A 13,065-nucleotide genomic window follows, 5' to 3' on the forward strand; every position below is an offset into this window, starting at 1 on the left:
AGCATAAAAGCAGTAATTTTGTGTTGATAAAACAGATAAACTAAAATACAGATGGATACTAAAATACATAAGATGGTACTTGCCGCGCAACGTACCGAAATCACAGAATATTATATTTATCACAAACTGGCAGAGCAGACGAAAGATACCAACAATGCCGCAGTATTACGTCGTATCGGTGACCAGGAAAAGGGGCATTATAATTTCTGGAAAACAAAAACCGGGGTGGATGTGGCTCCCGACAGAAGAAGAGTTTGGCGCACGGTTTTCATGGCTAAACTTCTCGGACTCTCTTTTGTGTTGAAACAGATGGAGAAACGGGAAGGAACCGGGTCTCGACTGTATGATTCTCTTTCGGATCATTTTCCCGAAACCAAACGTTTTTCGGAAGAAGAGCTGGAACATGAAAAAACAGTGCTCAATATGCTGGACGAAGAGCGACTTCAGTATGTCGGTTCGGTTGTGTTGGGTTTGAATGATGCGTTGGTGGAGCTTACCGGTTCGCTGGCAGGTTTCACGCTGGCACTGGGCGATACGAGGGTGATTACGCTTGCCGGGCTGGTTACCGGAATCTCGGCCGCTTTGTCAATGGCTTCGTCCGATTATCTTTCGTCGAAAGCCGAAGGGGATGCACGCGCTAAAAAATCAGCTGTTTATACCGGAGTGGCTTATCTTTTTACCGTGATATTCCTGATACTTCCTTTCTTGTTGCTTACCAGTAAGTTGATGGCGCTGGCTATTACTCTGGCTATTGCCGTACTGATTATTTATGCGTTCAATTATTACATTTCGATGGCAAAAGACCTGAATTTCAGGGCACGTTTCTGGGAAATGACGCTGATTAGTTTAGGTGTGGCCGGTTTCTCGTTTTTAGTCGGGTGGGGGCTGAAAGCTATTCTGGGAGTGAATATTTGATAGTTACGAGATATTTAGCAATGAAAAGCGGACTTCGGTTCGCTTTTTTTGTTGATTATTAAGAACCCGAAAATATGGTAGGTATAGAGAAAAAGGAGGATGGAACTCCCTTTAGTTCGATACGAAATTATGTTGCATAACATATAAATGAACGTGCGGGCATAAAAAATAAGTGTTATTTTTACACCCATTAATAAGAATGCGCTTTGTTGTGATTGCTTATTATGGCCTTGTGAAATAAATACCTTGGAAACAATTGAATACGTTGTGCGTGGACTGTTTTTAACGATTCTGTTTCGGGTATTGGTCTTGCAAAATGAGATGCCAACCTTAAAGAAAGCTTGTAAATAGTGCATCCAAGAACTAATGACTGATAAATAAAAGAAGCAGAATAAATCCTCTTAATTAAAAATAGTCTAATAAAAATTATGAACTGGAATTCACATGAATTTATTTGGCTCGACTGGGTGATTATCGCGGTCGGGATTTTGGCTGTAACTTGGGCTGTATGGCGCTCGATACAGAAGGACAAACGTTTACAAAAAGGTGCCGATAGTGAAAACTACCTTTTTGGTAAAGGCGAGCCCTGGTATATTATTGGTGCTGCTATCTTTGCTGCAAATATTGGTTCGGAACACCTTGTAGGTCTGGCCGGAACAGGAGCAAAAAATGGTGTTGGTATGGCACACTGGGAGATGCAGGGCTGGATGATCCTCATTCTGGGTTGGCTCTTCGTTCCGTTCTACCAACTTATGAATAATAAGCTGGGTAAAATCATCACGATGCCTGACTTCCTCAAGAACCGTTACACCCCCCGTACAGGTTCGTGGTTGTCTATCATCACTTTGATAGCATACGTGCTGACCAAAGTGAGTGTGACTGCATTTACCGGTGGTATCTTCATGGAGAGTCTTCTAGGTCTTCCTTTCTGGTACGGCGCTATCGGTCTGATCGTTTTGACAGGTATCTTTACCATCTTTGGTGGTATGAAAGGCGTGATGACACTGTCTGCTATTCAAACTCCTATCCTTATTATAGGTTCGTTCCTCGTACTATTTCTTGGTTTGGCTGCCCTCGGTCACGGTTGTATCGCTGATGGTTGGACAGCAATGATCGACCACGCAAGAAGCATGGGTCTTGGAGCTGATGGCCATGCTTACGGTACAAATCACATGTTCCACTTCGAAACAGGCGACCCGATGTATGATGAATATCCCGGATTTTGGGTGTTTATCGGTGCTTCCATTATCGGTTTGTGGTATTGGGCTACCGACCAGCACATTGTTCAACGTGTGCTCGGACAACAAAAAGGTGAATCAAGCGATGTTGTGATGAAGCGTGCGCGCAGAGGTACTATTGCTGCCGGTTATTTCAAATTGTTACCGGTATTCATGTTCCTTATCCCCGGTATGGTTGCCGCTGCATTGGCAGCTCGTCCTGAGAGCGGCTTTACCTTGGACAATCCCGATACCGCTTTCGGATCGATGGTTAAATTTGTATTGCCTGCCGGTGTGAAAGGTATTGTTACTATTGGTTTTATCTCCGCTCTTGTAGCTTCGTTGGCTGCGTTCTTCAACTCCTGCGCCACCTTGTTTACCGAAGACTTCTACAAACCAATGTTCAAAAACAGAAGCGAAGCTACTTACGTTTTGGTAGGTCGTATGGCTACAATTGTTGTAGTTATACTGGGTATTATCTGGATACCGGTTATGATGAGTCTCGGTAGCCTTTATTCTTACCTGCAAGGTATTCAGTCGTTGCTGGCTCCTGCCATGGTGGCTGTGTTCCTGATGGGTATATTCTCCAAGAAAATAACACCGAAAGCAGGTGAAGCAGGTTTGATCGCCGGTTTCCTTATCGGTATGGCACGCTTGTTGACCAATATCTTTACAAATACAGGAAAAGATGTAATGACCGGTTGGTTCTGGAATTCAACTCATTGGTTCTGGCATACAAACTGGCTTATCTTTGAAATCTGGTTGCTGGTATTCATTATGATGTTTATGGTTGTGGTTTCTTTCTTTACCAAAAAACCGACCGCTAAACAGATTGAATTCATTACGTTTAACGACGATTACAAGACTCTTATCAAACAAAGCTGGAATAAGTGGGATGTTATTGCCTCAATCGGGGTAATTGCTTTCTGTGCTGCATTTTACCTGTACTTCTGGTAATTAAAAACGATGATTTTATCCCTTCTTTCAGGTTTGGGAGAAGGGATAAATTTTTGTCGTCTATTTAGAAATTAAAATATAGAATAGTGTCTGAAAAGAACGGAATAGTAAATCTCTACGAACAAAACGACCGCTTTTATGTGGCTGTGGACTGTATCATTTTCGGGTTCCATCAGGGAACGTTGAAACTGCTGCTGATCAAACGTAAATTTGATCCCTGCAAGGGAGAGTGGTCGCTGATGGGAGGTTTCTTAAACAAAGACGAAAGTATTGATGCTGCTGCCGAACGAGTGCTACAGGATTTGACGGGTCTGGAAAATGTTTACATGGAACAGATCGGCATATTCGGCGAACTGGATCGTGATCCGGGAGAACGGGTGCTTTCTGCTGCTTATTACGCGTTGATTAATATCGACGATTACGATAAAGAGTTGGCTGCTAGTCACAACGCCGTTTGGGTGCCGATTACCGAAATTCCAGATCTGATTTTTGACCATAACAAAATGGTGCGTATTGCACAGAAACAGTTGAAACGAAAAGCAGCAGTAGAACCGATTGGCTTTAACCTGTTGCCTGAATTGTTTACGTTGCCACAGTTGCAGTCGCTCTACGAAGCAATCTTTGGAGATACGCTCGATAAACGTAATTTCCGTAAGAAGCTGCTTGCAATGGATGTCTTTGAAAAGACGGAAGAAAAAGACAAAAGTAACTCTAAAAGAGGAGCATACTATTATCGTTTTGATTACGATAAGTATACCGAACTGGTGCAAAGCGGGCTCCGGTTTGCATTGTAGTCTGTTAGAACAAAGATCGAAGACTTTGGTCTTTGACAAAAACGGTTTTGAAATTTGAATTTATTGTTTGAAAACCAGAATAAAGAGTAGGGGAAGCTGGGAAAAGTCCTTGTTCTTTGCTCTTTGTTCTTTACTCTGAAAAATATGACCAGAAAAGAACTGAAAGAAGTGGTATGGCAAACAAACCTCGACCTTGTAAAACATGGTTTGGTGATTTTTACCTGGGGTAATGTTAGTGCCATTGACCGTAACGAAGGTATCGTGGCAATTAAACCTTCGGGTATCTCTTATGATGATATGAAACCTGAAGATATGGTGCTGCTCGATATCGAAGGTAATGTGGTGGAAGGAAAATGGAAACCATCTTCCGATACTCCTACTCACCTTGCACTCTATCGTGCGTTTGAAGGCATCGGTGGAGTAGTACATACACACTCAACATTTGCAACATCGTGGGCTCAGGCCGGATGCGATATTCCCAACATCGGTACAACACATGCCGACTATTTCAGTCAGGCAATTCCCTGTACCCGTGCAATGACGGAAGCCGAAGTGAAAGGCGAATATGAACTGGAGACCGGAAATGTCATCATCGAACGTTTTCAGGGCATCAATCCGGTGCATGTGCCGGGCGTGCTGGTGAAGAACCATGGCCCATTCTCGTGGGGCAAAGATGCTCACGATGCAGTGCACAACGCCGTTGTGATGGAACAAGTGGCTAAAATGGCATTTGTGGCTTACAGCGTTAACCCGCAATTGCAGATGAATCCTTTGCTTGTAGAAAAACATTTTATGCGTAAACACGGACCGAATGCCTATTACGGGCAATAGAAGCCCCCTCAATCCCCCACAAGGGTACTTATAATCAGATTAACAGATAATTAACTATAACAAAATCCTCCAAACCCAGATTTACCCCCTCTTGAGGAGGGGGATGGGGGGGAGGCTTATTAATTAAACATTATGATTTACAATGATTTAGAAGTTTGGTTCGTTACCGGCGCACAGCTTTTATACGGTGGCGATGCAGTAGTGGCAGTTGATGCACACTCTAACGAAATGGTGAAAGGTTTGAACGAATCGGGTAACCTGCCAATTAAAGTGGTTTATAAAGGAACCGCTAACTCTTCTGCCGAAATCTCGGAAATCATGCGTGCTGCCAATGGCGATACAAAGTGCGTTGGTATGATTACATGGATGCACACTTTCTCTCCAGCCAAAATGTGGATTCACGGTTTGATGGACTTCAAAAAACCGTTGCTTCACCTGCATACACAATACAACGATAAAATTCCATGGAACGAAATCGACATGGACTTTATGAACCTCAATCAGTCGGCTCACGGCGACCGCGAATTCGGTCACATCACCAGCCGCCTGCGCAAACCCCGCAAAGTGGTTGTTGGTTACTGGAAAGACGCTGCTACTCAGTCTAAAATTGCAGGCTGGATGCGTGTTTGTGCCGGTTGGGCCGATTCACAGGATATGTTGATTATCCGTTTTGGCGACAACATGAACAACGTGGCTGTAACCGATGGTGATAAAGTGGAAGCTGAAATCCGTTTGGGTTACCACGTGGACAATGCTCCGATTGCAACATTGGTGCCTTACGTTAATGCTGTAACCGAAGCAGAAATCGATGCTTTGGTTGACGAATACGAAAAAATATACGACTTTGCAGCTGACAGCAAGAAAGGTGCAGAAAAACATCAGTTCGTTCGCGATGCTGCTGCTCAGGAAATTGGTCTCCGTCGTTTTCTTCAGGATAAAGGTGCCAAAGCTTTCACTACCAGCTTCAACGAACTGGAAGGCATGAAACAGTTGATGGGCTTTGCTTCTCAGCGTTTGATGGCCGAAGGTTTTGGTTTCGGTGCCGAAGGTGACTGGAAATCGGCTGCTTTGGTTCGTACCATGTGGGTAATGGGTCAGGGTCTCAAAGGTGGTCAGTCATTCCTCGAAGATTATACGTTGAATTTCGACGGTGAAAACTCAACCATTCTGCAGGCTCACATGCTGGAAATCAATCCGGATATTACCGGCGTTAAACCTCGCGTGGAAGTTCATTTCCTCGGTATTGGCGATTCCAAAACCTGCGCTCGTCTGGTATTCCAGGCTCACGAAGGTACAGGTGTTGCAGCTACCATCGTTGATATGGGTAACCGTTTCCGCATGATCGTTAACGAAGTGGAAGTGGTTAAACCGCAGGCTCTTCCTAAGCTTCCTGTTGCATGTGCATTGTGGAAACCAATGCCTAACTTCGAAGTAGGTGCCGGTGCATGGATCTTGGCAGGTGGTACTCACCACTCCAGCTTCTCGTTTGCCGTAACAACAGAAATGATGGAAGACTACGCTGAAATTGCCGATATCGAAATGTTGATTATCGACAAGGATACTACTATCCGTCAGTTCCGTCAGGATTTGCGCAACAACGAAGTGTATTACATGCTGAACAAAGCGTTGAGATAAAAAACAAGTGATCAGTTATAAGTGGTAAGTTGTAAGTAATCTGAATTTTGGATTCTTAACTTACAACTTATAACTTATTCCTTACAACTAACATTTATGAAATACGTTATAGGACTTGACTATGGCAGTGACTCTGCCCGTGCCGTTGTGGTAGATGCCGAAAGCGGCAAAGAACTGGCCTCTTCGGTGAAATATTATCCCCGCTGGACGGAGGGTAAATATTGCGTTCCGACAGCCAATCAGTATCGCCAACACCCGCAAGATTATATCGATGTACTCGAATATACAGTGAAAGACGCACTTTCGAAATGTCCGGCCGGTACCGCTGAAAATGTGGTAGGTATGGCATTCGATACAACCGGAAGTACTCCTGTATTTACCGATAAAGAGGGTACGCCGCTGTCCATGTTGCCCGAGTTTGCCGAAAACCCTAACGCCATGTTCGTGCTGTGGAAAGACCATACAGCTATTCAGGAAGCGCAGGAAATTAACGACCTGTGTGCAAAATGGGATATAGACTACAGCTCTTACGAGGGTGGCATCTACTCTTCCGAATGGTTTTGGGCAAAAGCCCTGCATGTACTTCGTTCCGACGAAAAGGTACGTTCAGCTGCTTATTCTATCGTAGAACATTGCGACTGGTTGCCAGGTTTGCTCGTGGGTAAAACCAAACCCGAAGATATTTGCCGTAGCCGTTGTGCTTCGGGACACAAAGCTATGTGGCTCGAAAAATGGGGTGGTCTTCCATCAGAAGAGTTCCTGACAGCTCTCGATCCTCTTTTGGCCGGTTACCGCGATCGCCTTTATACAAACACTTGCCCCAGCAACCAGAAAACCGGTACACTGACCGCAGAATGGGCGCAACGTCTTGGTTTGACAACGAACGTTGCCGTTGCTGTCGGTGCATTCGACTGTCACATGGGAGCCGTTGGTGCCGAAGTGAAACCGGGTGCGTTGGTACGTGTTATCGGTACTTCTACCTGCGATATCATGGTGTCGAGCTACGAAGAAATGGGTGATAAACTGATTCCCGGTATCTGTGGACAGGTCGACGGTTCTGTTATTCCGGGTCTGGTAGGTCTCGAAGCCGGTCAGTCTGCTTTCGGCGATGTTTACGCGTGGTTCAAACGCGTGGTGGCATGGCCTATCGAACAATCAGATCTGATCGATGCCGAAACGAAAAAGAAAATTATCGACGGCATTATTCCTGCTTTGGAAAAAGAGGCAGCAAAAGTGCCGGTTTCCGAATCAACAATCTTAGCAACCGACTGGATGAACGGTCGTCGTACTCCCGATGCCAATCAGGCAGTGAAGGGAACGATTACCGGCCTGAACCTCGGTAGCTCAGCTCCGCTTATTTTCCGTGCATTGGTAGAAGCTACAGCTTACGGCTCGAAAGCGATTGTTGATCGTTTTATCGAAAACGGCGTTGAAATTAAAGAGATTATCGGTATCGGTGGTATTGCCCTGAAATCTTCTTTTGTAATGCAAACGCTGGCCGATGTGCTCAATATGCCGATTAAAGTGGCGAAAGCTGAACAGGCATGTGCTTTCGGTGCTTCGATGTTTGCTGCCGTGGCTGCCGGTGTGTATGCCAAGGTGGAAGATGCACAAAGCGCAATGGGTATGGGTTTTGCAAAAGAATACTATCCCAATGCCGAAAACCATAAAATGTATCAGGCACTGTACGAAAAGTACTGCAAGCTGGGTGCATTTACTGAAAAAGAATTTTAATTTGTGTTTTAATTCATAGGTTTGAGTCCCGGTTCTCGAGAAGAGAATCGGGATTTTTTTTGCTAGAAATGATTTCAGTCTCAAAGGCTCATCCTATCGGGATAAATCGTAACTTAGCAGATGCTTTGGTTGAGGGCGAAAATTCCTTTAGATAAGTGATTGCAAATTAACAGCAGGTTTCAGTAACGTTATACATAGCCTATGAGCCTGCAGATTCATAATAATTTCAACTATGTTTAGTAAAGAGACTTATATTCAGCGCCGGTTGACGCTGGCAAAGAAACTTGGATCGGGCATCGTGTTGCTGCCCGGTAATGATGAAAGTCCGATGAATTATGCCGACAATGGCTATCATTTTCGTCAGGACAGTACTTTCCTTTATTTTTTCGGTGTCGATTTTCCTTCTATCGTGGGCATAATTGATGTGGATAATCAACGCCAGATTATTTTCGGAGACGATTATACTATTGACGATATTGTGTGGATGGGACCGCAATCTACCATTGCCGACCGTGCACAGGAAGCCGGCATAACCGAAACACGGCCTTTATCGAAATTGCACGACTTTCTGGCCGACGCTCAGAAACGTGGGCGCGACATTCATTTCCTTGCACCTTACCGTGCCGAAACAAAGCTGAAGTTGCAGTCGTGGCTCGGTTTGCATTCTGACGAACTTGCTACAAAAGCTTCGTTGCCATTGACAAAAGCGGTGATTAGTCAGCGCGAAATAAAGACGGCGGAGGAAATTACCGAAATCGAAAAAGGGGTCAACCTCTCGGTGGATATGCATGTGGCCGCCATGCAGATGGTACGTCCAGGTCTTACCGAAGCGCAAGTGGCTGCCCGTGTTTACGAGGTGGCGCTGGCTGCCGATTGCGAGCTGTCGTTTCCCATCATTGCCACCATCAACGGACAAACTCTCCATAACCACTATCACGGCAACATGCTCAAAAGCGGCGATCTCTTTTTGCTCGATGCAGGAGGCGAATTGAAGATGCACTATGCTGGTGATTTGTCGAGCACTTTCCCTGTTGATACAACCTTTACTCCGCAACAAAAACTGGTATACGAAATGAGCCTGAAGGCTTATGATGCAGCTGTGGCAACGCTTGCTCCCGGAGTGCCTTTCCGTGATGTACATTTTGCTGCCTGTCGCTCCATCGTTGAAAGTATGCAGCAGCTCGGACTGATGAAAGGTGATGGGGAGGAATCGTTGAAAGCCGGAGCACATGCGTTGTTTATGCCTTGCGGTACGGGTCACATGATGGGACTCGACGTACATGATATGGAAAACCTCGGAGAGGTATGGGTCGGTTACGATGGCGAGCAGAAGAGCACACAGTTCGGACTGAAGTCACTGCGGTTTGCCAAACCTTTGCGTCCGGGACACGTCTTTACCATCGAACCCGGCATTTATTTCATTCCCGAGTTGATGGATAAATGGCAGTCCGAAGGCCTGTTCAACGAGTTCGTTAACTGGAGAGAAGTACAGAAATTCCGTTTTTTCGGGGGAATCCGCAACGAGGAAGATTACATGATTACCGAAACCGGCGCCTGCCGTGTAGGTAAGCATAAACCAATGCGGGTAGACGAAGTGGAAGCTATCCGCAAAGGGAAGTAATACGAAATCGTACAAATGAAAAACCGGGCTTGTGCCCGGTTTTTTTTATTTTGCAATCTCCATCAACGCGTTTGCATACCTTTGGGCTACTTCGTCCCAGTTTATAATATTCCAGAAAGCATCGATGTAATCGGCCCTTCTGTTTTGGTACTTAAGATAATAAGCATGTTCCCATACATCCATGGTCAATAGGGGAATTCCTTTCTGATCTGCGATATCCATTAACGGATTATCCTGATTGGGAGTGGAACAGATAAATAAATTGCCTCTGTAGTCGAGGCACAACCATGCCCATCCGCTTCCAAACCTTGATTTGCCGGCATCCGAGAACTGTTTTTTGAATGCATCGAAAGAAGTGAATGATTTTACAATCGCTTCCAATAGCTGGCCTGAAGGTTGACCGCCACCATTAGGTTTCATGTTTTCCCAATAAAGCATATGGTTGAAATACCCTCCACTATTGTTTCGGATTGCAGCAGGATATTTGCTGATGTTTTTGAAAATATCCTTTATGTCCATTAATTCCATTTCAGTACCGCTTATTGCTTTCGTGAAGTTATCAAAGTATGCTTTATGGTGCTTACTGTAATGTATTTCTACTGTTAGTTTATCGATATATGGTTCAAGGGCATCATACGCATACGGCAGGGCTTTGAACTCGAATTTGTTTGTGGTGCTATTTTTGCTCTGATCGTCAGATGTCTTTTCAGCATGTAAAATACATCCTGAATAAAGCATTCCCAGAAAAAGGAATGCGAAAAGTGATATAGGTTTCTTCATAGTTCTTCTCCTCAATTGTTTTGTTGAATTTACCGTTCTCATTCTGTTTTAGATGAAGCCGACTGGCTTGTAACCAAATGCCAAAGATACAACGGTGAAGCCCGAAATGTGGAGAGGTACAGCTTTTTAAATGATTTTTTTGTTTTCCGGAACCGGCATTTAAAGTGGGTGTCCTGACTTTGTATAGTGCCGTTCCTGCGGAGTTTTTGATTCCTGAAAATGATAATTGCTACCTTTCGAAGCTTAATTACAGTAGAAAAGGGAAACTATTATTTCCATAAGATCAAGATTATACTGTTTCTAAAAAACAGGCAAAACGGATTGTCATGGCTTATTGTGTGTGCGGGAAAGAACACAGGTGCATCTCTTCTTTTATTGTATCTTTGTGATTCTCTATTTTTGTAATGAATTTTTGTGCTATAGCGCCGGATATGTTGAAATTTTACAATTATGAGTTTCAATATATAAGCGAGCCAGACGATTTTGATTTGAGGATTGGTTCGAATAGCCGTGATGTTCAGAAGGTGTCGTTGAAAAATAAACAGTTTATTCTATTTGTAAAAAATGAAATGTATGAAGAATTATTTTGGACTATTAATCAGTTTACTATGTATGTCGTATTCCGGTATTCTGGATGCTCAGAATCGAACCGATTCTCTCCGTTTTAAAGAATATCTGGAGGTGCGACATACAGATGCAATGTCATGGATCAATCGCTATGAAAAAGATATTGATGTTTACAGAGCCATCAACCGAACCTTGACTGATCGCAGCTGTGATGTGCTTTTTCTTGGAAGTTCATCTATTAATTTGTGGGATAGTATTGTACGGGACATGTCTCCAATGAAAATCATCAGACGATCCTATGGCGGTGCTGCTATCAGGGATATGCTTTATAATTATGATGTAATTGCAAGGGGCTTCAATCCTAAAGCAATTGTGTTGTACGTAGAGAATGATTTGGCAGGTTCCAAAGACGATCTCACAGTGGGAGAGACCTATGATTTCTTTCGTCTTTTCTTATCTAAGCTAGTGCGTGATTATCCGACTAAGCCGGTTTTTTTGTTGTCCTTCAAGCCGTCATATGCTCGTTTAAAGATGCTTGCAAAGCAAAAAGCAATTAATACTCTGTTGTCAGAATGGTGCACGACTCAGCCAAGTGTTCGTTTTGTGGATGTGGCGACTTGTCTGTATGATGAACAGAACAAATTGCGTGAAGATATCTTTAAGGCCGACAGGCTACATATGAACCAAAAGGGGTATGATTTGTGGACACGTGAACTTAAGCCCAAACTGTTGAATGTTTGTAAATAGCAATGATTATGAAGTAGCATTCAAAATATGTGAATGATTTAAAGCCTGGTCCCATAGATATTGATCTAATGTGGAACCAGGCTGTTTTTTTAATACTCATAAACTAAAAGCAAGATGCTTAGATAGTTGCTATTGTTTAGTATATGCCCAAGGGCTTAAAGGTGATGCATAAACAATGCCAGCGGACGATAAAAAGCATGTGCAAATTTGGAGAAGGCAAAAAGGATGACCAGTTCCATCGAGATAACTATATGGATCATCAGGACAACGTGGTTGATAAGCATGTCGGCTCCCATTGCAACGGCTACCTCCAGCCAAAATCCGGTGACTCCGGCCAGCCAGAGAAATCCAAGGAACATCCAGTCGGCCAGCAAGGTGTTGGCATACGTTTTTGTGATCTTGCGAAAACGGTAGTTGAGCGCCACGGTTGATCCGTACACCATCAGGATTCCGGCGATGGTACCCAGAATGCGCGACGGCCACCAGATGGTTGTTGCCGGATCTTTGAACATGAAATCGAGCGTGGTGGCCACCAATAGACCGATAAATCCCCACATAATCGTCCAGTGAACGAACCACGGGCGCAACCATACCGCTTTTTTGCTCCAAAGCGAACTGTCGCTGTCGCAATTCTGATAGCGTTTCAAAGTTGCAACTTCACCGATTACCTCTTTGGCAGCGTTGACTGCTTTTTTGAAGAATTCTCCGGTAAAAGCGATTTTTTTATCCTTGCCAATGTAACGCCACATTACGATTACTCCCACTAAAGCCGAAAGTCCCATCAGGGCAAAAGCACCCATGCCGAAACTGTGTAACACTTCGTAAGGCACGTAGCGAAAAAGCCAGCGAGCCACTTCGGTATCGGGTTTGATGGTGAGCAGAAAGAAAGTCAGCACTACCGCCAAAATCAATGTAATGGCAATAAAGAAAGGATTGTTTTTGAACATCAGACGGGTCAATCCGGTCTTTTCGTAATTGGCAATGGCATAGCGGCGCAGGTTGGCCATCAACGCTCCCGGTCCGGCCTCACGCGGACAGGTATCGCTGCATTCACCGCAGGCATAACACATCCAGAGCTCTTTGCTTGAAAGGATTTCCTCTTTCAGCCCCAACATGGAATAACGCACCATCATGCGCGGAAAATTGGAATTCTTTTCCGTCAGGTTGCACACTGCCGTACAATTGCCGCAGTTGTAGCAAGCCGTAAAATCGAACGCTCCGTATTTCTTAATATCTTCTGTCAGTTCGGGTTGTATCTGTGTCATGA

At 44.3% G+C, this 13,065-nt stretch carries 10 protein-coding genes; 8 read left to right on the forward strand and 2 right to left on the reverse strand.

Going from position 1 to position 13,065, the window contains the following annotated elements; translation table 11 throughout:
• Window positions 1-51 precede the first annotated feature (51 nt).
• From PJIAN_RS06225 to PJIAN_RS06255, 7 genes are all read left to right on the forward strand, one after another.
• Window positions 52-915, forward strand: a complete 864-nt coding sequence (locus PJIAN_RS06225) for a VIT1/CCC1 transporter family protein (RefSeq protein WP_068703155.1) — start codon at window positions 52-54, stop codon at window positions 913-915.
• A gap of 428 nt (window positions 916-1,343) precedes the next feature.
• Window positions 1,344-3,089, forward strand: coding sequence for a sodium:solute symporter (locus PJIAN_RS06230; RefSeq protein WP_068703157.1), 1,746 nt, complete (start codon window positions 1,344-1,346; stop codon window positions 3,087-3,089).
• Between the two features lie 104 nt (window positions 3,090-3,193).
• On the forward strand, window positions 3,194-3,883 hold the full coding sequence (locus PJIAN_RS06235; protein WP_068703240.1) for an NUDIX hydrolase: 690 nt from the start codon (window positions 3,194-3,196) through the stop codon (window positions 3,881-3,883).
• 144 nt (window positions 3,884-4,027) lie between these two features.
• The gene (locus tag PJIAN_RS06240) at window positions 4,028-4,714 is read left to right on the forward strand and encodes an L-ribulose-5-phosphate 4-epimerase (RefSeq protein WP_068703158.1); all 687 of its coding nucleotides are present in this window, start codon (window positions 4,028-4,030) and stop codon (window positions 4,712-4,714) included.
• A gap of 132 nt (window positions 4,715-4,846) precedes the next feature.
• The gene (gene araA, locus PJIAN_RS06245) at window positions 4,847-6,349 is read left to right on the forward strand and encodes an L-arabinose isomerase (protein WP_068703161.1); all 1,503 of its coding nucleotides are present in this window, start codon (window positions 4,847-4,849) and stop codon (window positions 6,347-6,349) included.
• A 96-nt stretch (window positions 6,350-6,445) separates the two neighbouring features.
• Complete coding sequence (locus PJIAN_RS06250) at window positions 6,446-8,083, forward strand: ribulokinase (RefSeq protein ID WP_068703163.1); 1,638 nt, start codon at window positions 6,446-6,448, stop codon at window positions 8,081-8,083.
• A 232-nt stretch (window positions 8,084-8,315) separates the two neighbouring features.
• Window positions 8,316-9,704: an aminopeptidase P family protein gene (locus PJIAN_RS06255; protein ID WP_068703165.1), complete on the forward strand. Its 1,389-nt coding sequence runs from the start codon at window positions 8,316-8,318 to the stop codon at window positions 9,702-9,704.
• Between the two features lie 45 nt (window positions 9,705-9,749).
• Here the strand turns inward: PJIAN_RS06255 and PJIAN_RS06260 are convergent, their stop codons facing one another.
• Window positions 9,750-10,484 (reverse strand): superoxide dismutase, encoded by a 735-nt coding sequence (locus tag PJIAN_RS06260; RefSeq protein ID WP_084252297.1) that lies wholly within the window; start codon window positions 10,482-10,484, stop codon window positions 9,750-9,752.
• A 573-nt stretch (window positions 10,485-11,057) separates the two neighbouring features.
• Between PJIAN_RS06260 and PJIAN_RS06265 the strand changes: the two genes are divergently transcribed.
• Window positions 11,058-11,798, forward strand: a complete 741-nt coding sequence (locus PJIAN_RS06265; protein WP_068703167.1) for an SGNH/GDSL hydrolase family protein — start codon at window positions 11,058-11,060, stop codon at window positions 11,796-11,798.
• A 155-nt stretch (window positions 11,799-11,953) separates the two neighbouring features.
• Here the strand turns inward: PJIAN_RS06265 and PJIAN_RS06270 are convergent, their stop codons facing one another.
• Entirely contained in the window at window positions 11,954-13,063 is a 1,110-nt protein-coding gene (locus PJIAN_RS06270) for a 4Fe-4S dicluster domain-containing protein (RefSeq protein ID WP_068703169.1), read from the reverse strand.
• Window positions 13,064-13,065: the final 2 nt, after the last annotated feature.

It is taken from the genome of Paludibacter jiangxiensis (assembly GCF_001618385.1).
GTDB lineage: Bacteria > Bacteroidota > Bacteroidia > Bacteroidales > Paludibacteraceae > Microbacter > Microbacter jiangxiensis.